The sequence below is a fragment of the Brevibacillus sp. MER 51 genome, from assembly GCF_023714195.1.
Classification (GTDB): domain Bacteria; phylum Bacillota; class Bacilli; order Brevibacillales; family Brevibacillaceae; genus Brevibacillus.
Genome location: NZ_JAMAUS010000002.1, coordinates 285,539 through 308,803 on the forward strand (window position 1 = coordinate 285,539; position 23,265 = coordinate 308,803).

Annotated in this window: 20 protein-coding genes and 1 other annotated feature; of the genes, 2 read left to right on the forward strand and 18 right to left on the reverse strand. The window is 48.2% G+C overall.

Annotated features, from left to right (window positions below):
- Positions 1–84: 84 nt before the first annotated feature.
- The 7 genes from M3630_RS05785 to M3630_RS05815 form a co-directional block, all read right to left on the reverse strand.
- Positions 85–1,080 (reverse strand): ketoacyl-ACP synthase III, encoded by a 996-nt coding sequence (locus M3630_RS05785; RefSeq protein WP_173608484.1) that lies wholly within the window; start codon positions 1,078–1,080, stop codon positions 85–87.
- 455 nt (positions 1,081–1,535) lie between these two features.
- Positions 1,536–2,918: a UDP-N-acetylmuramate--L-alanine ligase gene (gene murC / locus M3630_RS05790; protein ID WP_251251516.1), complete on the reverse strand. Its 1,383-nt coding sequence runs from the start codon at positions 2,916–2,918 to the stop codon at positions 1,536–1,538.
- A 1-nt stretch (position 2,919) separates the two neighbouring features.
- A complete protein-coding gene (locus tag M3630_RS05795; RefSeq protein ID WP_251251517.1) occupies positions 2,920–4,293 on the reverse strand; it encodes a bifunctional folylpolyglutamate synthase/dihydrofolate synthase in 1,374 nt (457 codons plus the stop codon).
- A 43-nt stretch (positions 4,294–4,336) separates the two neighbouring features.
- Complete coding sequence (locus tag M3630_RS05800; protein WP_251251518.1) at positions 4,337–7,009, reverse strand: valine--tRNA ligase; 2,673 nt, start codon at positions 7,007–7,009, stop codon at positions 4,337–4,339.
- Between the two features lie 57 nt (positions 7,010–7,066).
- Positions 7,067–7,308 (reverse strand) — a binding site (T-box leader).
- A 58-nt stretch (positions 7,309–7,366) separates the two neighbouring features.
- Positions 7,367–7,693 carry an STAS domain-containing protein gene (locus tag M3630_RS05805; RefSeq protein ID WP_007726674.1) on the reverse strand — a complete coding sequence of 109 codons (327 nt, stop codon included), beginning with the start codon at positions 7,691–7,693 and terminating at the stop codon, positions 7,367–7,369.
- 107 nt (positions 7,694–7,800) lie between these two features.
- On the reverse strand, positions 7,801–9,039 hold the full coding sequence (locus tag M3630_RS05810) for an ATP-binding protein (protein WP_251251519.1): 1,239 nt from the start codon (positions 9,037–9,039) through the stop codon (positions 7,801–7,803).
- A gap of 27 nt (positions 9,040–9,066) precedes the next feature.
- Entirely contained in the window at positions 9,067–10,269 is a 1,203-nt protein-coding gene (locus M3630_RS05815; protein WP_251251520.1) for a PP2C family protein-serine/threonine phosphatase, read from the reverse strand.
- Between the two features lie 250 nt (positions 10,270–10,519).
- Here M3630_RS05815 and M3630_RS05820 point away from each other — a divergent pair, with 250 nt between their 5' ends.
- Positions 10,520–10,702, forward strand: a complete 183-nt coding sequence (locus M3630_RS05820; protein ID WP_217366939.1) for a hypothetical protein — start codon at positions 10,520–10,522, stop codon at positions 10,700–10,702.
- Positions 10,703–10,741: 39 nt separating this feature from the next.
- On the opposite strand, the gene M3630_RS05825 is transcribed toward M3630_RS05820, so the two are convergent.
- The 11 genes from M3630_RS05825 to M3630_RS05875 form a co-directional block, all read right to left on the reverse strand.
- On the reverse strand, positions 10,742–11,737 hold the full coding sequence (locus M3630_RS05825; RefSeq protein ID WP_251251521.1) for a protein kinase family protein: 996 nt from the start codon (positions 11,735–11,737) through the stop codon (positions 10,742–10,744).
- On the reverse strand, positions 11,724–12,722 hold the full coding sequence (locus tag M3630_RS05830; RefSeq protein WP_173608491.1) for a phosphotransferase: 999 nt from the start codon (positions 12,720–12,722) through the stop codon (positions 11,724–11,726). Before M3630_RS05830 ends, M3630_RS05825 begins: the two co-directional genes overlap by 14 nt.
- A gap of 14 nt (positions 12,723–12,736) precedes the next feature.
- Complete coding sequence (locus tag M3630_RS05835) at positions 12,737–14,221, reverse strand: LysM peptidoglycan-binding domain-containing protein (protein ID WP_251251522.1); 1,485 nt, start codon at positions 14,219–14,221, stop codon at positions 12,737–12,739.
- 94 nt (positions 14,222–14,315) lie between these two features.
- Positions 14,316–15,725: a protoporphyrinogen oxidase gene (gene hemY / locus M3630_RS05840; protein WP_251251523.1), complete on the reverse strand. Its 1,410-nt coding sequence runs from the start codon at positions 15,723–15,725 to the stop codon at positions 14,316–14,318.
- A gap of 12 nt (positions 15,726–15,737) precedes the next feature.
- Positions 15,738–16,670, reverse strand: a complete 933-nt coding sequence (hemH, locus tag M3630_RS05845) for a ferrochelatase (protein ID WP_251251524.1) — start codon at positions 16,668–16,670, stop codon at positions 15,738–15,740.
- Positions 16,671–16,687: 17 nt separating this feature from the next.
- A complete protein-coding gene (hemE, locus tag M3630_RS05850) occupies positions 16,688–17,725 on the reverse strand; it encodes a uroporphyrinogen decarboxylase (protein WP_069850577.1) in 1,038 nt (345 codons plus the stop codon).
- Between the two features lie 138 nt (positions 17,726–17,863).
- Complete coding sequence (locus tag M3630_RS05855) at positions 17,864–18,712, reverse strand: DUF4097 family beta strand repeat-containing protein (protein ID WP_251251525.1); 849 nt, start codon at positions 18,710–18,712, stop codon at positions 17,864–17,866.
- A 1-nt stretch (position 18,713) separates the two neighbouring features.
- Positions 18,714–19,265 (reverse strand): HAAS signaling domain-containing protein, encoded by a 552-nt coding sequence (locus M3630_RS05860; protein ID WP_173608497.1) that lies wholly within the window; start codon positions 19,263–19,265, stop codon positions 18,714–18,716.
- The gene (locus M3630_RS05865; protein ID WP_173608498.1) at positions 19,252–19,581 is read right to left on the reverse strand and encodes a PadR family transcriptional regulator; all 330 of its coding nucleotides are present in this window, start codon (positions 19,579–19,581) and stop codon (positions 19,252–19,254) included. The genes M3630_RS05860 and M3630_RS05865 overlap by 14 nt, the downstream gene beginning before the upstream one ends.
- A 107-nt stretch (positions 19,582–19,688) precedes the next feature.
- Positions 19,689–21,563: a bifunctional metallophosphatase/5'-nucleotidase gene (locus tag M3630_RS05870; protein ID WP_251251526.1), complete on the reverse strand. Its 1,875-nt coding sequence runs from the start codon at positions 21,561–21,563 to the stop codon at positions 19,689–19,691.
- Positions 21,564–21,651: 88 nt separating this feature from the next.
- Positions 21,652–22,443 (reverse strand): alpha/beta fold hydrolase, encoded by a 792-nt coding sequence (locus M3630_RS05875; RefSeq protein ID WP_251251527.1) that lies wholly within the window; start codon positions 22,441–22,443, stop codon positions 21,652–21,654.
- A gap of 110 nt (positions 22,444–22,553) precedes the next feature.
- On the opposite strand from M3630_RS05875, the gene M3630_RS05880 reads away from it, so the two are divergent.
- The gene (locus tag M3630_RS05880; RefSeq protein WP_251251528.1) at positions 22,554–23,231 is read left to right on the forward strand and encodes an alpha/beta hydrolase; all 678 of its coding nucleotides are present in this window, start codon (positions 22,554–22,556) and stop codon (positions 23,229–23,231) included.
- Positions 23,232–23,265: the final 34 nt, after the last annotated feature.

Sequence of the window (23,265 nt, forward strand, 5' to 3'; positions counted from 1 at the left end):
TAAAGGATATCTGCCATTCCCGGGACAAAAAAACTGCCCAGAACGGTTCTGGACAGCCTCTCTATTTTCGATTTACGACCACTTTTACGGATTCCACGTAAACAAAAGACCACCGTGGACGAGACCACCGCCAAACCCATACATCAGGATCGTGTCCCCTGCCTTCACTTTGCCTTCCTTGATCCCCAGGGCGAGCGACAATGGGATGGTAGCCGCTGATGTGTTCCCATAATGTGTCAGACTGTACAATGTTTTTTCAAGAGGGAACTGACTTTTCTCACAAATGGATTCGATCATGCGCAAATTGGCACTGTGCGGGATGAACCAGTCCACATCTTCGAGTAATTTACCCGCACGGCTCACTACCTCCTGCATCCCCTTTGGAACAGTAGTTACTGCCCACTTGTAGACTTCTCTCCCGTTTTGGACCATGCATCCATTCCCGCTCAATTCTCGTCCATCCATATGCGTTGACAAGCCCGATCGGTATACATGAATCCCTCCGTCCCCTTTTGATCCTAAGTAGGCGGACAAAAAACCAGGAGCTGTAGAGTCTTGCTCAACCAGCACCGCGCCCGCACCGTCACCGAACAGAATGCACGTCGTACGATCCGTATAGTCAGTAACTTTTGTTAACGTTTCTGCACCTACCACCAGCACTTTGCGATGCAAGCCAGAGCTAATGAGTGCATTTGCCGTATGGAGCGCATACGTAAATCCTGCACAGGTAGCGGAGAGGTCCATGGCTCCCGTCTGTTCGACTTGAAAATGCGCCTGAATTTGACTTGCTACACTTGGGAATGGATAGTCTGGCGTACTGGTCGCCACCAAAATCATATCGACATCGCGGACATCCTTCCCGTAATTTGCGATCATATCGTGGATAGCAGCGATGGCCAAATCACTGGTAAATTCATCTTCCCTTGCCATACGGCGCTCATGAATACCCGTTCGTTGCAAAATCCACTCATTCGATGTATCCACTAGCTTTTCCATATCTGTATTGGTAAGAACGCGACTCGGCACATACGTACCGATGGCGGTAATTCGCGACTTGAAGGGGCTTGTATTTGTCATCATCCAATCATCACCTTCCGTTTTTATGATCTGATTATAACACTAGATATTAGTATCTGGTACTAATTTTTTAAGAAAAAAGGCATTTTGGTTTGAGTCAACATAGTGGTGGAGAAGAAAAAGCACAGTTCTCTTCGACTCTGACACGCCCGCAAAGGGGATTCACTGACCGTCTCCACTTAAAAAAGGAGACCGTCGAGCCAAAGCCACCCTACGGGCGGACGTTTCTCAAAGAAGAAGTGTTCGACAAGCGTTGTCTCCTTTTTTAAGTTCCGACTGGGTAGGCGTTGTCAAGGTCTACGAGCCCTGTGCTTTTTCTTCTCACTAGCTTGGTTGGTTCATCGATGCCTTTTAAAATACAGGCAGATCATTCTTAGCAGTATTTTACAAAAACTTTGCGATCGTAAATAAAAAGACTTGAAACCCGTAGGTTCCAAGTCTGTATACGTCTCTATCTGTTACTTCTCAAGCTTTTCAGCCAGCCAGTAAGCGGATTTCCAAATGTCTCCTGCACCCATTGTCAACACGAGATCGCCCTCTTGCAATCCTTTGAAGACATGCTCCTGCATTTGTTCCTTCGTCGGAATGTACTGCGCACGCGGGTGGCTGTTGGTGCGGATTTTTTGCACCAACACTTCGGAGGTTACTCCTTCGATTTTTTCTTCTCCCGCTGGGGAGTAGATATCCGTGATGATCACTTCGTCTGCTTCTGCAAAGGCACGGCTGAATTCATCCATGAGGAAATAGGTGCGTGTGTAGCGTTGCGGCTGAAACACAGCGATTACACGTCGGCCTGATGCCCTTGCCCCGCTTAGTGTCGCGATGATTTCTGTCGGATGATGCGCATAGTCGTCTACGACCAGGACACCTCGTGCATCCCCGATAATTTGAAATCTGCGCTTGGCACCACTGAAAGTAGACAGTGCCTGTGCAATTTTATCAAAGGATAGGCCAATATCCAGGCATACAATGATCGCAGCCAGTGCATTTGCAATATTATGCTTGCCTGGAACTACGAGACACAATTCACCCAACCATTCATCCTTGTGATAAATCTGGCATGTACTGCAACGATCTCCACATTCAATCGAAGTGGCAGAAAACTGTGCTTGTGCCACAAAGTTCGGATCGACTGCATACGTCACGACCGTTTTTTCGACGGACGGCATGACTTCTCGCACATGTGAATCATCGATACACAGGACCGCTTTTCCATCCGGTTTGAGATGGCTCAAGAACTGGACGTACGCCTGTTTCAAATTGTTGAAGTCGCCATCGAAATGCTCCAGATGATCTGGTTCGATGCTCGTCACAATTTCATACATCGGTCTATATTCCAAAAAGGAACCGTCGCTCTCGTCTGCCTCGGCAATGACATAGTCACTGGCACCTGCCTTTGCGTTGGTACCAGCACTCATCAATTCACCGCCGATGATGAAAGTCGGGTCTACACCGCACTCTTCCAGCACGTGAGAGATCATCGAGGTCGTGGTCGTCTTGCCATGTGCTCCGGCTACTGCTACTCCTGTGCGCTCATTTAATATGCGAGCAAGCATTTGGGAACGGTGCATGACCGGAATTCCTAGCGCTTGGCCTGCGATCACCTCAGGATTGTCTTTAGAAATACTGGTGGAGTATACAATGCTGTCTGCTCCCTCCACGTGGGCAGCGTTATGGCCAATATGAATGACCGCCCCTCTTGCTTCCAGCTTTTTCGCCAAATCGTTCATGGCGACATCGGAGCCGGTTACCTTGTATCCAAGGTCGATCAAGACGCGGGCAATGGCACTCATGCCATAACCGCCGATGCCCACAAAGTGGACGTGTTGGGCCTGATCCACCCTATTCACCTGCCTCTTCTACTATAGTGGGAAAGAATGCGCGTACTTGGGCGATGAAGTAGAGCGAACCGCAGACGACCAACCAGTCATCCGCCTTCGCTGATTGCTTCTCCCGCATCCAAGAAAGGAGAAACGCCCGCCAGTCTGGGACTGCATCGAGATACTCTTGCTCCCAGCCACCGGCTAAAAACGACTCTTGTAAGCTATTGGCTTCGGCTGCACGCGGGAAGTCAAAGGTTGTCACATGCAGCTTTTTAATTTTTGACTTTACTGGTGCGAGCGACTCTGCCATTTTGGCAAGCGGCTTATCTGCCAATCCAGAAAAGAGCAAATGCAGCTGTACTCCATCCGGTAACAACCGATCCAGACTGCTTACAAGTGCCTCCATTCCTTCCTGATTGTGTGCCCCATCCAAGATAACCATTGGTCTTGGAGAGATGACTTCTAGACGACCAGGCCAACGCGTTTGTTGCAAACCGCGAGATATTTCTTCTTCCTCCAGCAAGAAAGAGAAGTAATTTCGCAGGACATCGATAGTCATTAAAGCAACGGCTGCATTGGTTGTTTGGTGAATGCCATTCATGGTAAGACGGTAGGATGCTTCCGCACGACGGTGAATGCTTTTGTAACGAAACTGTTGGTCACCCAGCTGCTCCTCTACCTGCTCTGCCTGGAAATGTTCACCTATATGGTATAGCGTACTCTTCATTTGTCTCGCGCGCTCCTCAAAAATCGCGAGAAGTTCCGGCCTAACCTCACCTGTGACTATAGGAACACCCGGCTTGATAATCCCCGCTTTTTCCCGGGCAATATCTTCCAAGCTTTCTCCCAACACCTGTGTATGGTCCATGCCGATATTCGTGATGACTGAAACAAGCGGAAGGACGACGTTTGTCGAATCCAATCGCCCGCCTAATCCTGTTTCCCATACGACTACCGCTGGTCTCGCCACTCTTGAAAAATAAAGAATGGCGATCAGCGTAATCACTTCAAATTCGGTAGGGGAACCGAACTCTGTTTCTTGTTCGCATCGTCGCACCCATACCTTGACTTCATTCACCAGTTGCAATAGGTCTTCTTCCGCGATCATGCTGCCGTTGTAACGGATGCGTTCACGGAAATCCACCAAATAGGGGGAGGTAAATGTACCTACACTATATCCGGCTTCCATCAGCATTTGCGTCAGGAATGCGCAGGTTGAACCTTTTCCATTGGTGCCAGCCACATGAATAAATGGGATTCTCCGCTCAGGATGTCCTAGTTGCTCCAAAACCCACTGCATTCTCTCAAGCCCCGGCCGTTGACCGAACCTGAGCAGTCCATGAAGCCAGTCGAGCGCTTGCGTGTATTCTACAAACCCTTCTTCTGCATGCATACCACAATGCTCCATTCTAAAAAATATGCGATGGTATGGCGGATCATTCGCCCTTCAATTCAGCAAGTCGTGCAATCACCTTATCCCGCTTATCCATGTAGTCTGCCATCTTCGCTTTTTCCTCTTCGACTACTTTTTCAGGTGCCTTGGCCATAAATCCGGCATTGTTGAGCTTTTTCTCAATGCGCTCCACTTCGCCGTTGAGTGTCGCCACTTCTTTTTCCAGACGCTTCAGCTCTTGCTCGATATCGATCAAGCCTGCCAGTGGAAGGAACAATTCTGCTCCCGTGATCACAGCAGACATCGCTTTATCAGGCGTAGCCAGATCCAGGCTGATTTCCAGACGCTCAGGGTTGCAGAAACGAGTGAGGTAGTGCTCACCGCGTGTCAGTCGTTCAGCGGACAATGCATCGCTTGGCTTGATCAAGAGCTCAATTTTCTTGGACATCGGTACGTTTACTTCTGCGCGGATGTTGCGTACGCTGCGGATGATATCCATCAACTGGTTCATTTCGCTTTCTGCTTCCGCAAAAATCCATTGCTCGTTAACAGTTGGCCAAGGTGCTACTGTGATGCTCTCGCCTTGGTGAGGTAATGCCTGCCAAATTTCCTCCGTGATGAACGGCATGAACGGATGCAACAGCTTGAGCGTTTGATCCAAAACCGTAACCAGAACGGATTGGGTCGTTTTCTTTGCCGCTTCATCTGTACCGTACAGCGGCAGCTTCGCCATCTCGATATACCAGTCACACAGGTCATCCCAAATGAAGTTGTAAAGTACACGGCCTGCTTCACCGAATTCAAATGCATCAGACAAACGGGTTACATCTGCGATTGTCGCTTGCAGGCGGGAGAGAATCCATTTGTCTGGTGTAGTCAGCTCACCGCTCAAATCGATTTCCTCGTATTTGAAGTCAGCCAGGTTCATCAGGGCAAAACGGGACGCATTCCAAATCTTGTTCGCGAAGTTGCGGTTTGCCTCCACCTTTTCCCAATAGAAGCGTTGGTCATTCCCTGGGGAGTTTCCGGTCGCCAGTGTGTATCGCAGCGCATCTGCTCCGTACTTCTCGATCACTTCCATCGGATCGACACCGTTACCGAGTGATTTGGACATTTTGCGGCCCTCGGAGTCGCGAATAATGCCGTGGATCAAGACAGACTCAAACGGACTTTTCCCGGTAAACTCAAGACCTGAGAACATCATGCGAGCAACCCAGAAGAAGATGATATCGTAGCCTGTTACCAGGACATTCGTTGGGTAGAAGTATTTCATGTCCTCGGATTCTTCCGGCCAGCCCAGTGTCGAGAACGGCCATAGACCAGAGGAGAACCATGTATCGAGAACGTCGTTGTCCTGCTCCAGCTTGTGGCTGTGGCAGCTAGGGCACTCAGTCACATCTGTGCGAGATACAATCGTTTCGTTGCAATCTCCGCAATACCATGCAGGAATTCGGTGACCCCACCAAAGCTGACGGGAGATGCACCAGTCGCGGATGTTTTCAATCCAACGCAGGTAGTTTGTCTTGAAGCGCTCCGGGACAAATTTCACACTCTCAGGGCTGTTTGCATTAGCCAGTGCTTCGTCAGCCAAAGGCTGCATTTTTACGAACCATTGGGTAGAAAGATATGGTTCTACGACTGCATCACTGCGCTCACTATGTCCAACCTGATGAATATGCTCTTCAACCTTGAACATAACACCTTGCTCAGTCAAGTCCTTGATGATTTGCTTACGGCAAGCAAAGCGATCCAAGCCTTTGTAGATACCTGCCAGATCGTTCATCGTGCCCGTCTCATCCATGACAACGATTTGTGGCAACTGATGACGAAGACCCAATTCAAAGTCATTCGGATCGTGTGCTGGCGTAATTTTTACAGCGCCAGAACCAAACTCAGGATCAACGTAGTCATCGGCTACGATTGGAATTTCGCGTCCTACGATTGGCAAAATCACGGTTTTTCCGATCATGTCTTTATAACGCTCATCTTCCGGATGTACCGCTACAGCCGTATCACCGAGCATCGTTTCAGGACGGGTTGTAGCTACTTCGATATAACCAGTGCCATCTGCCAATGGGTAACGCATGTGATGCAGCGCACCTTTTACTTCCTTGTAGATTACTTCAATATCGGACAGAGCCGTGCGAGCAGCAGGGTCCCAGTTAATGATGCGGTTGCCGCGATAGATCAAGCCTTTTTCATACAGGCGAACAAATACTTCGCGTACAGCTTGGGACAAGCCCTCATCCATGGTAAAACGCTCGCGCGAGTAATCCAGGGCAAGACCGAGCTTTTCCCATTGCTCACGAATATGCGAAGCGTAAATGTGCTTCCACTCCCATACCTTTTCCACGAATTTTTCGCGGCCCAGATCATGGCGAGAGATGCCTTCTTCACGCAAGGTAGCTTCTACCCGCGCTTGGGTTGCGATACCGGCGTGGTCCATACCTGGCAAGAACAAGGCACTGTAGCCTTGCATACGTTTGGTACGGGTAATAATATCTTGCAAAGTTGTATCCAGCGCGTGGCCCAGGTGCAATTTACCCGTTACGTTCGGCGGTGGAATAACAATTGTAAACGGGCGTTTATTCGGATCACGTTCTGCCTTGAAAAATTGTTTTTCAATCCAATACGGATACCATTTGTTTTCTGCTGCTTTTGGATCATAGTTTTTCGGCAGCAATTGGTCGATGTCGGTTGTTGGCTGTGTAGACATGTACGACTCCTCCTATTCGCATAACTTGCTTTGCAAAAAATAAAAAAACCCTTCATCGCAAAGGACGAAAGGATTATTTTCGCGGTACCACCTTTGTTAACACACGATAAACGTCATGCTTATGGCGTGTTCACTCTGACAAGATAACGGTTGCGAACCGGTCTCGGCTAGGCCCATGCTTTCACCGAAAAAACTCCTGGGCGACCTTCAGCCATTCATGACCTTAGAGAATCTCGCAGCATCTGATTCTCCTCTCTGCCAAGGCGTCCTGACTTACTCTTCCCACTCATCGTTCATATCGTATGTAGTTGTCTTATTATTAGCTTTCACTATTATATACAATCACGCTGTTTGGCGTCAAACCCGGGTTTCGCCCACTTTTCCAACTGCAATGCCCAGTGCTTCGGTAAAACCGAGAACGCCCAAAATATCGAGAATTTCTTCTCGGACATTGACGATTTCTACCTGTTTGCCCATGGCCAATAGTTCTTTCGTGGTAAAAAACAGGCTTCCAATACCGGAAGAATCTACAAAGGAGACACCTTGAAAATCGACGGTAACGGATTGATTTCGCCCTCCATACTGCTGGAGCAATTCACCTACTCGATCTCCTACAGCCATGTCCAACTCTCCGACGAAAAACAATGTAGCTTGTCCGTTCGCCTCTGTTGCGCGGTAGTCCATGCTCAAACTCCTCTCAATAGGTATCGGTACACCCAATCTGCTCGTCCTTTTACTATATTACCCATTTTCATTCACTTGCAAACATTTGGCTTTTTGGAAATCGTTGCTTAACGCGGAAGGATACATTCTAAAATAAGCTTTGTTCCTGCCAGCGAGCTACTCAAATATACACGATCACAATATTGAAGGATCACGTGAAAACCGGCCCCAAGGGAGTGACGTGTAGAAAATCCTTGCTGTAGGGTAGCTCGCGGAATATCCTCGAGCAAAATTCCTTGTCCTTCATCATGGATCACAGCCCGGCACATCTGCCTGTCATTCGATAAGTATAACGTGACCACACCGCCATTTCCGTGCTTCAACGTATTGGAAGCAGCTTCGTTGACCGCAACGAGAAACTGCAGCAATCGCTTATCAGAAATTCCTTGTGGTTCCAAAGCCTGCTTGAATAATTTTCGCAGTTCTGCAAGCTGCTCCGGTAAACGGATATCGATCGCCAAGAGCTTATGCCCTTCCCGAAGCAAGAAAAATAATTCTTCATCACTAAGCAACAACAGCTTACCTTCTGTGACCACACCCAGAATATCCCTGTAGATCTCCCATTCCCGTCTTTTGCTTTTTCGCTCTTCTGCAATGACGGCGGTGACATCAATCAAAGCGATTCCACAGGTCCGATCTGGCAAGACAGATGTGTATAATTCGAACACCTTTGTACCATCCGAGGTGACAATTTGCTCCCTCACAGGTCCGCCCATTCCCGCTGCCTCTTCGACCAGACGTTGCATTTCTCGCTCGACTTCCAAACTCGCACGAACGTCACCCAGTGGACACACTTTCCCTTCATCGTAAAGATAGAGGAAAACGGTCTCGATCTGACGCAGTATCGATAACTTTTGAATCTCTTGTTTGATTAATCGCCCCCGCTCGTCGTCTCGATCCTTCCAATGTAACAAGACGTCTGTAGGGTCCAATTCGCCACTCATGTGCCACGTGTGAAATTCTTCCAGGAGCAAACGCTCCAGAACATCTTCCCGTCGCAAAACTTTTTCGATGTCGATAATATAGTAAGGATCACCTGCTATACCACGCAATCCGCTACCGATAATTCGGAAATCATAGGCGAGCTCTATTTCTATGCGTCCGTGCAAATCATGATCAGAACTGCTTAACCCAATGGTCGTCCGACTCACTGCTACCAGCTTCGCCTGGAACGATTCCATCGTTGCTAGGTTCGTCACCTTTACAGTGCGGGGCGGAACAACTTTGTTTGCTGCACCGCCAGAACGTAGCGCGACAAGGCAATTATCACAAGTGGGATTGTCCGGACAACGCTCACACAAAATCACAGTTCATCCTCCTATTCACTGACGCAACTACACGAGGGCTATACTCTCTTCAGGCTCAAATTGAAGAATCAACACAGAAATATCATCCGTTTGTTGTCGCTGCTGTGTTATCTCCATTAAGTAGGCCTCAACTCGATTCATCAAGTCCTGCTTACTGTCACCAGGCATCTTTAATAAGGAGGTTAGTTCTTCAAGCCAATGCCTGCTGCCTCGAATCACTTCTTTTCTCCCTGTATCCAGCAAGCCATCTGTGTAGAGTAATAGCATGCCCTCTTCTTCTAAGGGTACCTCCTCCATTTGGTACGTGCTATCGGGCAAAAGCCCTAGGCCGACCCCGCCCTTGCTAGTTAAAATGGTTTGATTCGACCTGGACAAATAAAAAGGCTGCGGATGCCCTGCTCTGCTAAATCGAATTTTGTGTTCCACTTCATCATAGACTGCGACCAGCATCGTAATGTAAGAACGGGTTTTCACCAAATCTGCATAAAGCAACTGATTGAGTCTTTCCAAAATCTCGTCCGGCAGATAGCTGGACTGCAAAACCTGTCGTACGGCAATCCTAATCCCCGTTGCCCAAATACTGGCCAAAAAACCGTGCCCAGACACATCCGCTATGATAAAACAGGTGTAGCGATCATTGATTTGTCTATAGTCGATGTAATCTCCGCCTACATAATCAACTGGTACGTAAACCGTTCTTGTTCGCAAACTGGTCAACTGCAATTCCTCTGTCGGAATCAGCATCGACTGCATTCGTCTAGCCAGCTTCATCTCCATCTCGATTTCTCGCTGTCCTGATGACTGGTCCTGTTGACATCTGAGGATCAACGCCCGAATGTTTACGAGGAGCAGTCCATAAAAAGATTTCTCCAGTTCCTTTAGATCACGGTCGTTGACGTTACTCTGGGCGAACAAGCGGACATAACGCGGTGTTTGAGCGGTGTCACACTGTTCCGAGACAACTATACGCTCCTCTACTTCGCACTGCGCTATTGCGCTCTCTTTGTTCCCACGCTCGATTCGAAAATAGACAGCACCTAGCGCCGATTCAAACGTGATCGACAGGAAGCAAGGCTTGTCCATTTTCACGAACCACGTATCGACCAACTCTTCTATAAATGGCATGAGACTCTCGTAATTGACCTGGCGCTTGCTTTGCTCATTGCTGGTCAATACCAGATACTCGTAGTTCTGTTTCAATTCCATTAGTTTGACCAATTGATGATTCATCCCCGAGCCACTCCCATACACACTTTAGCATAATTCTTTCTTTCGGGAATTGCGAAAAGGGTTTTGGCAATTTTCAAAAACATTGTGATCACCTTTATTCGTTTCGTCCTAGCCTTCATGCCCTACACCTTCCCTTTTCGGGCACTATTCAAACCACTATCTACTTTCCATGAAAATGTTTTAGGCGTTTGCTCAAGGTTGTAGACACTGTCCAAAGTCACCGCGCATATGCTGGAATGAGGTGATTGTGATGAATTTTCGTTGGAAGTATAACCCCACGTATTTACGGATCAAATACGGTTGCAAACAGGTGCTCTTTCCGCTGTTGGTTTTTCAGTTTATTCGAACGGTTGTGTTTCCTACCTCTTTTGATGTCATCCTTCTCGGTTTGTTAGCCATGCTCTATGTTGCCATCTCTCTTGAATGGTTATAAAAAAGAAAAACAACGCCCCACGCGGTGAGACGTTGCTCGCTAAAAGGCTTGCTGGACCCAACGATGCAGGCGCATCAGGCGGTCCATATCTTTTTCAAAACGTTGGACAGCGTAAAGCTCACTCCACTCGCGAGGATGATGGTAATAAATATCCAAGTCCCTCATGATCCTCTCCGGATAGGACAAAAACGAAGCCATCAGTTCAATTTCTTCCGGTTCCAGCGGAAATATTTCGGCGTAGCGATGAAATAGTTGAGAAGCTCCAGCCTCATCCCCCGCCATTTGAAAATAAGTACGATAAAACAGCGTCAAATCGCGTACTGGTGTATCAAAACTGGCACGATCAAAATTAAGCAACCGTCCTTTTCCCGATCGATCCGGCACAACATGCTCTGGATTCGGGTTGCCATGGATTAACGATAAGCGAAAATGAGCATGTGTCTCATGACGTTCTCGCCAATCGGTCAATAAGTCTGTAGCTGTTTGAGCCATTTCCTCAATAAACTCCTTGTTTGCCAGAAACACCAGATCAAAAGGGGAAGGGTATTTGCGTTCCTGCGCAAGAGTTGCCGCCTTATTCATTTGGTCTTGCCAATATTGCCAACGGTTTAGCAAGGAGTCCACAAGCGGCTCTACCTGTCTCGGGTCATCGTAGCGATAGTTTTGCGTCAAATGATGAAGCTCAGCCAAACGTTCCAAGGCGGGGGTCGCCCAAGACAAGGGCTGCTCGGCCCATTCCTCACTTCCTGGCTGCCAGGGGGTTACGTAAAAGGCAGTATTCCCCTGTTGAACAAAAGGATCATCGTATTTCGTGTACGTAAACGGAACGGCCCCATCCCATCCGCGGTGCTGCAATTGGCGAAGCATATCGCTGACGAAAACCAGACGTTGAACGGGTATTTGCGCTCGTTTGCATACGAAGGAGCCGTAGGGAGTCGTCGCCTTAAATACATTTGGCTCCTTTAAAACGTCAATGCTCTGGGCATACATGTCATACTCTTTAAACAAAGGAGCAACGTCATCATACCGACTCATAGACTCCCTCCCTCCTCGAACGCTCGGCTCGCTCTGCAATATGCCGAAGCAGCAAGTCAACAGATTGTTGACTCTGCAAGGCGTGCTCAATACCAGCGATCGACGCTTCTTGATCCAGCGAAACGCGTTTCACGTAAGATTCGATACTTCTGTACACTTCACGAGGACGAGCCATAAAGGCGAGAATCAACGAATAGTTTCCATAGGTAAGTGGCTTGATTTCTTCATAGCCGTCAAAAAAAGCGTCAATCTGCTTCAGATCCTTATGGGTTAAAAAATGATCGCGTAAAAAGGTGGCAACATCGCGTTGCTGGACAGAAATCACCGGCCTGAAAAAGCCTCTCAAGTACAGCTTCCCGTTTATCGTTCCCCAGTTATCACGCAAAAGGTCCCGATGGGATACAGCGACCGCCTCCGTGGTAATTCGCTCATGGGCCAACATCGCGGCAGAACGGTCCATTCTTTGCAGCATAGGGTTCATGAGCTCCGATACCCAACGATTTTCCTTAGAATTCTTCTCATATTTGGCTCGAAATGATTCGACCAGCTCTTTGGCACGCCTGCCTTTTTCCTCCACTTGCTGCTTTTCCTGCTTGAGCAAATCACTACCGGACAGTAAAGGACTTTCCTGCTGAGACTGATGCATCATTGCGATCACGCGTCCGCATTGTCTCGCAATGTCCTGGCCGGGCTGATAGTCTTCGAATTGTCGGTGATGGTCGGTCATGGTAACGCCGCGTTTACCCAAAATTAAAAATGGCTTGGTGTCTCTCGTCCGAATAAACCGCTCCACTTCTCGAAACCCCTGACGAGCCAGTCGTTCGCGCCAGGCAAACGACCAGCGCATCACATCTACACGCGGCCAAACGTGGAGTTCTTTGGGGCCCCGGTTTGTCTCCAATAAATAGCAATCATCAAGGGGCGTAATTCGGATTACGCGCGCCCGATATTGCTGGCAAACTTCGGAGAGATCAATTTTATCCACGGTCCCCCACCCCTCTATTGTGGGATGTACAAAATCTGGCCTGCTACAAGCTGTTCGGAAGTCAATCGGTTTACTTCCACGATTTTGGAGACAGGCAAGGAGTATCGCTGTGAAATATGCTCTAACGTTTCATCTCGCTGAATAATGCACATTTTCAGCTGACTGGAGCGCTCTTCTTTTTTCCGGACAAACGATGTGAGATTTTGCATGGCCTCCATCGTTGAAGGGCTGGCATTCGCCGCAGACCCATGTCGCGAAGAGCTGGATGAAGATTCCGCCTCCATCGCCATCGCTTCCTGTTTGGCACGACTCGCTTGTGAGAAGATGGTAGTAATGTTCACGCTACTTCTTTCTTCCTGGGAGGGTTTCCCTGAAATCGCCACTCGCACTTCAACATCTTCCGCAGCAGTCTCTGGTTGTGCAACGACTGGTTCTGCTTCTTGCTCAGGTTCCGGCTCGGCTACAACACTGGCTTCCGCCGCTTCTTGCACTGCTTCCTGCGACTCTGCCTCGACTGACGAGCCAGTAGATTCATTGGAAACTTGCTTGTATGCGATTGCCTGTTGATCGTGTATAGCCAATATAGGCTCCTCATGTCCTGAATCTTTTTCGGCTATTTCTCTCATTTGCTCCTGCTCATCCGCCAATACTGGCTGTTCGGAATAGGAGTCAGAAGAATCGTACGAAGCAGATTGTTGGGAATCAAAGTCATACGAAATAGGAGCAGTCTCCCAGGATTCTGGAGGATTGGACTGTGTCACTTCCAGCACGTCACCATATTGTTCGTAGTATTCCTCTTCATTGGATTGAGCAATAGCCGGAGTATCGAACATGGAAGGAGATTCGGTTGATTCATAGGATGCCGGCAATGCCTGCCGCTCCAACTCTTCCTCCAGTGCACTCAGCTTTTGATCAATATCATCGAGGGACGTCGGTTCCGTATATTCTTGCCCATCCTCTCCAGCAGCGAAGGTGTATTCCCATGCTCCTTCGCCTGGACTAGCAGCCCGTGTTTCGATCTGCTCCGCTTTTTCAGCTCTATCCCCCAGGACGATCCCCAAAATCTTCAGATCGGCATCAATTAGCATTTGATGTGGTGACTCCAGTTTGTAGTCAAAACTGTCCACAATTGCGTAGATGTCTCCGATCTCGGTAATCCGATCCAATGGGATTGTGATGTTTAATGGAATACGATGACCGATCTGTTCCTCCCAGCCATAAAAGGCTTGATCCGATGCTTCCTGGCGAAAGGGCGTAAAAGTCATGGCCTCAACCAGCGATTCTCCTTCGCCGCCTGTCGCTTCTGCGGCTTCCCTGATTGGCTCGTACTTCCCTACTAATTGCAAGCAGCCCGTGATTGAGATGTAGGAATCGTTTTCCAGCACCTCTACATCTGGAACCAATTCCAGCTCTTGCAATTCACCTATTCCAGCTCTATCGGATGAGAGGAAAATGGTCTCCTTGATGGCAAAAGAGAGTTGCCCATCCTGTAATGCCATTCGTGCTCCTCCTTTCAAGTGCAGGACATTTCCCTATACTATATGGACAGGACGAGCCGTTTAGCACCGAAAAAAAAGGAAAAACCGGGGTTATCTATCTCCCCGGTTTTACAGACGCAATCCATTCTGCTATTGCTTTTTTCCCCTGATCAATACAATCTGGTACACCTACGCCACTGTACGACGCACCTGCCACGATAACACCAGGGAGTTTTTCTTTTAATTGATTGTTCACATCCTGCACCCAAGCCTGATGTCCGACAACATATGGAATGGCATTTTGCAAGCGTGATACGTTATAAAAATCCGGCTCTGCTCGAATCGTCATGATCTTGCGCAGATCGCGGAGGACGACCTCCAGAATTTCCTCGTCCGTCTGCTCCATGAAGGATTGCTCTCCTGCTCTCCCTACAAAGCTACGCAGCAAGGCTTTGTTTTTCGGCGTCGTATGTGGCCATTTGCGATGCGCCCACGTGCACGCCGTAATTTTTGCGCCAGAATTCCGCGGTACAATAAATCCTGTCCCTTCCATCCCTAAATCAATTGCTGACTCTGGAAACGCCATTGCGATGGTTGCAACCATATGCGGCTTCGCTTGTGGCAGGGTAGGAACTTGTACATAAGGTCGGAACAATGGCTCTGCGACAGCATGTGGTACGGTAAACAGCACCGTATCCGTCTCAATCGCTTCTCCATTTTTCAATACCAAGGTGTACTTCCCGTCTGGCCGTTTCACCAGTTCTTTGACACCAGTATTCTTCGAGATGACATCTTCAGGCAAGCTCTTCTCGATTGCCTCAACCAAAGACTGCAAGCCGTTCTTCAACGTCAGGAAGATGCCTTTTGGCTTTCCCTGCGTTTTTGCTTGCGGGCGAGAATGCTTCATCGCTACGATCAAGCTGCGATGTTGCCTCTCCATTTGTGCGAATTGAGGAAAACTCGCAAGTAAGCTGAGATTGTCGAGATCCCCGGAGTAGACACCGGACAATAAGGGCGCTATAAGATTATCAATAACTTCATTACCTAGCCTACGCCGAAAAAAGTCACCCACAGAGATATCGCCGTCTCCTTTGGAGGCAGGAAGAACGAGATCCAAAGCTGCCCGAAGCTTGCCCGGCCAAGAAATGAGATCGGTTGTGACAAAAGGCATGACCTTTGTCGGCACACCCATGACCGCTCCCTCTGGTATAGCCTTCAGGCGATCCTGATGCCAAATATAAGCTTGTCCTGTACTGTTGCGAACGAGATCATCCCCAAGCCCCAAGTCCACTGCCAGCTCAGCCGCGCTTGTTTTTCGCTCGAGAAACGAATCGGGACCTTGCTCAATCACAAATCCTTCGTGACGCCATGTCTTGATTTTCCCACCAAGTCGTCCTTGCTCTTCAATCAGTTGAAAACGGATGGGCAGGCCCTTTGCTTCGATTTCCTTTTGCAAGTAAAAAGCAGCGGTCAACCCTGTTATACCGCCGCCTATAATCGTAATATGATAGGTATTATCGCTCATATGATCGATCCCCTAATTCGCCAGCTTCTTTCCGACTGCATCTGCCAGACAGGAAATGAACGCAGGTCTGGCGTTAGGCATCGCTGGACGATAGTAATGTACCCCTAGCTCATCTGTAACCGCTTTGCATTCCACATCATTATCAAACAGAACTTCCAAATGCTCTGCAATAAATCCGACAGGACAGTAAACAAATGCTTGGTAGCCTTTTGCTTCGTACAGCTCTCTGGTCAAATCCTGTACATCTGGTCCCAACCAAGGATCAGGTGTATTTCCTGCACTTTGCCATCCAATGGCATAGGAAGTGATCCCCGCTTGCTCGGCAATGAGCTTTGCTGTCTCTTCCAGTTGCATTGGGTACGGATCACCTGACTTCAAGATTTTTTCCGGCAGGCTGTGAGCGGAGAATATCACGACTGCTTGTCCACGCTCTTCATCCGTCATCTCGGCAAACGTCGATTGAATGGCATCTGCCCAATATCCGATGAAGCCTGGTTCCAGATACCAGCTCTCAATGCTGTGGATAACAGGTCCACCAATTGCCACGGAATGCTCTTGTGCTCGTCCGTTGTATTCTTTGACGCTGTAGCTGGAATAATGAGGCGCCAGAACAAGACTGATCGCTTCGGTAATTCCATCGCGTTTCATTTGCTCTACTGCGTCTTCGACAAACGGAGCGATATGCTTCAAACCAAGGTACCCTACAAATTCACGGTCTGGGTAGCGTTTGTTCATTTCCTGCTCGAGAGCGCGAACCTGCTCATCCGTAATGTCTGCAAATCGATTCAATCCATCTACAGCCTCGTAACGAGCCATCAAATCATCGAGCAATTCTTGTGGTGGCTTGCGACCACGGCGAATGTGCGTATAGTATGGTTCAATCTGTTCAGGACTGCGTGGCGTTCCATACGCCATTAACAAGAGTCCGATCTTCTGCTTTGACATGTAAGCGCCCCTCCTGATTAGACGTCCCTTTTGTAACTATGGATGAACTTCGTCAGTTGTTGCAGCGTTTCTACTTTGGCGTCAGGGAATACGCCGTGGCCTAGGTTGAAAATGAAGCCTGGCTGTTTTGTGCCTTCATCCAAAATTTCCTTCGCCTTCGCTTCGAGCTTCTCCCAAGGAGCCAATAGCAGTGTTGGGTCCAAATTGCCCTGGAGCGTCTTCGTCACACCCATTTCACGAGCAGTTGTAATCGAAGTACGCCAGTCCAGACCAACCACATCAACAGGCAAGCGGTTCCAATCCATCAAAAGATGACCCGCGCCGATACCAAAATAGATCGTTGGCACGCCAGTATCTTTTAGGGCGTTGAAGATCCGCGTCATGACTGGTGTAATGTACTCGCGGTAATCTTCGTCATTCAATGCACCGACCCACGAATCAAATACTTGCACAGCTTGTGCACCTGCTTTAATTTGCGCTTTGAGGTAGGTGATAGTCATATCGCCCAGTTTTTCCATCAGCGCCTGCCAAGCAACTGGCTCCGTATACATGAATGCTTTTGTCTTATGATAATGCTTGGAAGGGCCGCCTTCGATCAAATAGCTAGCCAGTGTAAATGGTGCACCCGCGAAACCGATTAATGGAACAGATAATTGCTGACGCAAGATCTTAATGGACTCAAGAATGTACGGCACATGTGTTTCCGGATCGAGCTCAAGCAGACGCTCAACATCCTTCAAGGATTCGATTGGGTTTGCGATTACAGGACCAATACCCGATTCGATATTCACATCCACGCCAATCGGTTTTAGTGGCGTCATGATATCTGCAAACAAGATTGCAGCGTCAACACCCAGTTGCTCAACGGGCAGACGTGTCACTTCCGCGCAAACTTCCGGTATGTAATTCATTTCAAAAAAGCTATGCTTCGCGCGGATGGCGCGGTATTCTGGCTGATAACGCCCCGCCTGACGCATGTACCAAACCGGAACATGCTCTGTCGCTTCACCGCGACATGCTTTCAAAAACGTATCGTTAAAAGTTTTTGCGGTCATGAATAAACCTCGCTTTGCACAATTATGTTTCCTTCAATATGATACCATTCGTCATTCGACAAGTAATGTCTCTTTTGTGTCAAAATCTTTTCGTTTCTCCCGTTTCCAATCCTATCCATCAGTGTTTCCAAACTTCTCCTATTGAATGCGAACATCCCCGGTCGAACTTCTCACTGTCATTTTGGGTCCACCTGATCCAATCGATGCCTTCACTCTGTATTCCTCGTCCTTTTCATAGATGAGGTTCGACCAGGTGGTTGAGATGGAACCTGTATCTGTCGTTACTTCCAACTGTGCTGCAGCAGGCTCCTTGGCCACCGTCACTCGAATATCCCCCGTATCCGTTCGAATGGAAACGTCATGGGTTAGCTCAGGCATTGTCAGTTTGTCAATCTCGCCTGTGGAGCTTTCGATTACAACGGCCGAGCGAACATCCGCAAGATTGATATCACCTGTAGCTGTCTGGACGTTAAGTGCTTCTCCTTCATAGCCCGATACGTTCACATCTCCATTGCCGGTGGATATTTTCGTGTTCTTTGCACGCAGCATTCCACTCTTGATATCCCCTGTCATCGTTTCGAGCTGGACGTTCTCATACACTTTTTCTGGCAGGAAGACTTCCAGCTTTACCTTCCCGTTACGAGGATAAAACATATTGACGTGAGGGAGTTCACGCAGTTCTACGAGCAGCGTACCATCTGGTGAGACTACACTCCGAAACTCCAGTCGCTCCTGCTGTTGTTCGGATACTTCCCCGACCATTCTCACGCTCGCTTTTGGTTGCTTGCTTGCCATGATTTCCACATCAGCCGCTTCCGTCAGCAACTCAATCGCTTTTACCTCTTGTTCGATCACGTGCTCTTCATTGACTTGTTTTAACGAAAAGGAGAAATTTTCTTGCTTCGTAAAGAGCCAGATGATTCCACATACACCGATGATGAATAAAAGAAGACTTATGCCAAAGAGTCTTTTCCCTAAATTTCGCATCTCATTTCCCCCTGATCATCTTCACGTTGAACTGGAGATAACGCAAGAACTGACGATACAGCCATTTCGTCAGTCGCAGCAAGCCAATGGCAAACATTCCGCCCAATCCTACGGAAACCATGCTGGAGAACAACAAGAAAAGTCGCTCTTGAGAAGGGGCAGGAATCCCGTAATCCAAGAATATTCCAACTGGCGCAACCAGAAGCGCCGCAGTCATCGCATACAACCCCATCAGTATGCCGATCAGGCCTAGAAATGGCCCCAAAACGAAGACGAGATTGAAAAATCCCAAGCTGATTGTCGCGATAATCGCTCTGGTCATATTCCCTACCGATGCGGTGGACTGAGCTTGATCAATTCGGTAGCCAGCCAAAAGCTCGCGTGCCACTAGCTTCGGACTTCCCAATCCTTCCGCGATTTCGTGCTCCGTCTTCCCTTGATTCATACCCAAGAGAAAATGCTCTGTATAATCGGCAAGAATGTCTAAACGTTCTTTATCGGGCAAAGCGCTAAGCAAAGCATTTAACTCATCCATAAACTCACGCCTTGTCATATTCGAGTCCCTCCTCTATGATCTCATTTACCCCGCGGTTAAATATTCGCCACTCCAAGACGAGGTCATTCATGTATTGACGTCCGCGATTTGTCAGCTGGTAATATTTCCGCGGGGGTCCCTCTTGTGATTCCGCCAAATAGGTCGTAAAAAATCCTTCCTGGGTCAAACGGCGAAGCAAGGGATAAACCGTTCCTTCAGAGATATGGAATTTTTCCGAGATGCTTGCAACCAGTTCATAGCCGTATCTGTCCTGCTTAGCTGTCAAGACGAGAACACACAGCTCCAGAACCCCTTTTTTAAACTGTACGTTCATCAATATCACCCATGTAAAAGCTTACCAAATGGCTACTATATATTGCAAGGTACTTCATAATAAAAGACGGACAGGGAGGTTTTTCTCCACCCCTGTCCGGTCAAACCTTATTTTACCTCAACAATGCGGTCTTCTACTTTTGGATTGACAGTTTTCCGCTTGATCAGGCCTTCCTCCACAATGCTGTACATGGACAGGCCTGTGTTGAAGAATGGCTTTTTCAAAGATTCGTAACCATCTCCACCTGCTGCCAGGAAGTCAATCGTAGCCAATTTATACGTTTTGGTCAGGTCAAGCGGCTTGTCGCCAACTTTTACTTCTACTACCCGTTCGCCTGCTGGCTTGGATGGGTTGTACGTGAAGCTCATGCCGCTCACTTGCGGGAAACGTCCTGCTCCCTCTTCTACCTTGCTCACGCCGTTTTCGAGGGCTTTCTTCAGCTCTTCGCCTGTTACTTCTACGACTGCCAGTGTATTGTTCTCGAATGGCAGGAGCGTGTACAGACCTTTTTTCGTGATATCGCCTGCTGGCAGCTGTGTACGGATGCCTCCGCCGTTAGCAAGTGCTACATCTGCCTCATAGCCTTTGATGGACTGCGTGCGCTCCAGCATGATATCTGTGATCAGGTTACCGACGTTTGTTTCTTTCGTACGTACCAGTGCACGGTCACCGTCGAGTGGTACTTCGGATTTCGCAATGACAACATTCATGACCGTATCGATCTTGCTCACGATTTCTTTAACCATCTTATCTACATCCGGATCAGCCACAACTGCTTCATCGTACTCTTTCAAACCGCCGCTGAATGCTACCAGTTCTTTTCCGAGGTAGTAGAGGTCAGCGCGTCCGAGTGACTTGCCGTACTCCCAGTCTTGTACGATGTATGTGCCGTTTACGAGTTCAGGTTCTTTCAGCGGAGTATGGGAGTGACCACCAACGATCAGGTCAATGCCAGGAACGTTTTTCGCGATTTCACGGTCCACGTTCACCCCGATATGGGAAACAACAATCACGTGATCTACTTCTTTTTTCAACTCAGGTACAAGTACTTTCGCCACTTCTACCGGGTTTTTGAATGTCAGCCCTTTTACGTTGTCAGGGTGAGTCAATACAGGGGTATCTTCCGCTACGAAACCAACAAAGGCGAATTTCTTTCCGCCAATCTCTGCTTTGAAAACAGGCGGCAGCAATTCTTTTCCATCTGACTTGAATACGTTAGCTGAGATAACTGGATGCTCGAGCATATCACGCAGCTTGAGCAATTGCTCATAGCCGAAGTCAAACTCGTGGTTACCTGCTGCCATTACGTTGTAGTCAAGGCTGTTGAGGATCGGAACAACAGATTCGCCTTTGAATTGGTTCACGAAAACGGTACCTTGGAAGGTATCACCAGCATCCAAGAGCAAGAAGTTTTCGTTCTCTGCACGCCATTCCTTGAGCAAGGTTGCGATTTTGGCAAAGCCGAATTCTTTTTGGTTCTTGTCTTCTTGAATATGACCGTGTGTATCGTTGGTGTGTGCAATCGTTACATGCGTGGTAGCCGCATCACCCAATGCTTGGAAAAACTCGCCGCGCGTTACAGTCGCCTTGTTTTCGAGCTTCACTTTGTAGCCCAGTTTGTCAGCCATTTGTGTAAGCTTGGCAGATGTTACCGCTTGCGCAGGGTTTTTATAATCTTCTTGTGTGAGAGCACCTTGGCTCTTCGCCCAGTCGAAGTAAGGAGTGGACCAATGAGCACCTTTAGCGGCAGCTCCCACTTTTGCCACTTTCAATTTGGAGAAAACAACAGTAGCTTCTGCGAGAGTCACGGCACGATCCAAAGCAAGATCGCCATTTTGACCCGCTGATACAATTGCCTTTTTCACCATCCAGTCAACGTGCTGTACGGGATGCAAAGGTGCTGCAAATGCTGAGGAAGACATCAGCGATGCAAATACGATAGATGCAAACGCCGTCATCGTAATCCGACGTGCCTTTTTCATGATAATTTCCCCTCTCGTCTATGTATAAATAAATAGGATAACGTTTTCATTATAGCAAAATTTGCTAGGACTATGGTGTGATATTTGTTTACTTTCTGTTTAGAAAGCTGTTGAAGGCTTCTGCCATTTTCTCTGGTGCCTCTACCATGCCCATATGCCCTGCATCGGGCAGCAACACTTGCTCGACGTTATTTTTATCTACTGTAAAAGTTTTTTCAGCAGGAATGATCTGGTCCTCTGATCCTGCGACTAATAGCACAGGCAAAGTTGTTTCTTGCAGCACATGATTGCGATCCGCTCGATCACGCATGGCGATTAATGTTTGAATAGCTCCAACCGGGCTTGTCGCAAAGCCAATCTCTTTTGCCAGCTGGACTTCTTCTCTCATCGTGTCGATATGGGAAGGTGCGAACAGCTTCGGTACGAGCGCTTTGATAAACGGCTCCATTCCATTTTGCCGGATGTTGTCTGCGCCTTTATCCCGATTGGCCTTTGCAGCGTCGTCATCCGGATATGGCGTCGAATGAATCAAACCAAAGCTCGCCAGCTTGTCCGCGTATTGATTGGCAAATGCCAAGGTCACATAGCCACCGAGCGAATGTCCAAACAGATGAATCTTCGCTACCCCCAGCTCATCTACAAACAAAGACAGATCGTCTGCAAAGCGCTCCATCGAATACGGTTCATCAGGGGCCGTGCTGTCTCCATGACCACGCAAATCGATCGCAATGACACGATGCGTTTTTGACAGGAGTGGCATTAGTTTGTGCCAGTAAGATGAGCTCCCGCAAAAGCCGTGGATCAAAACAAGCGACTCCCCCGTTCCTTCTTCTACGTAAGCTATTTTGATGCCGTTACTCAGTTGGACTTCCTTTTTCATCGAATCATTCTCCTTTATCGTTTGTTTACTTCTTGTCAACAAATGCTACTAGCCCTTACTATTGGAAAATACCCCTGTTCCGAAGAACACGAAAGAGGTGTAGCTAGTAGATGGTATACCCAAAAACAGGTTCCGTGATCGTCAGGGACGGCAGAGAAATGACGTACACGCACATTCAGGCAAATCAGACGCCATCTCGCTCCGTCTGTTTTTTCTTTCCCGGAGCCAGCTATTCGTTCGACAGACCTTATCTGTATTATTCTACCATGATTTTTTTGAGCAAACAGATCGATCTCGTCCATGTACACGCAGAGTATGGACGAGACAATAAGGATATTTGGAATTGCTCATTCGCCAAACGAAGTGCTTGGATCAGCGAAGAGATGCAAATGGTTGTCTCACATGTGCTGGATGCTCATGAGTATGAACGAGTTTTTTTCCTCGGGAAGTCACTCGGTACGGTGCCGATTACATGTGGATTGCTCAAGGAATCTCGTTTTGCCCGTTCATCTGCTATCCTGTTGACGCCATTGCTGACTGAGGATGTGTTCCATACCGAATTGCTGACTCTTGACCAACAGTTATTTCTCGTCTCAGGCACTGCCGATCATTACTATAACCAGGGTGTGGTTGATCAGCTTGCCGCATCCAAACCAAACATCCAGCTCCATCTCCCGCAAAACGCCAAGCACTCCCTCGATGTCGATCTCTCCATCGATGATTCTCTTCAAGTGCTTCAGTCTGTTATGGGTGAACTATCACGCTTCTTGGACAAGCAAATGGATTGACATCAAAAACAACACCTCTTGCTCGTGCAAAGTA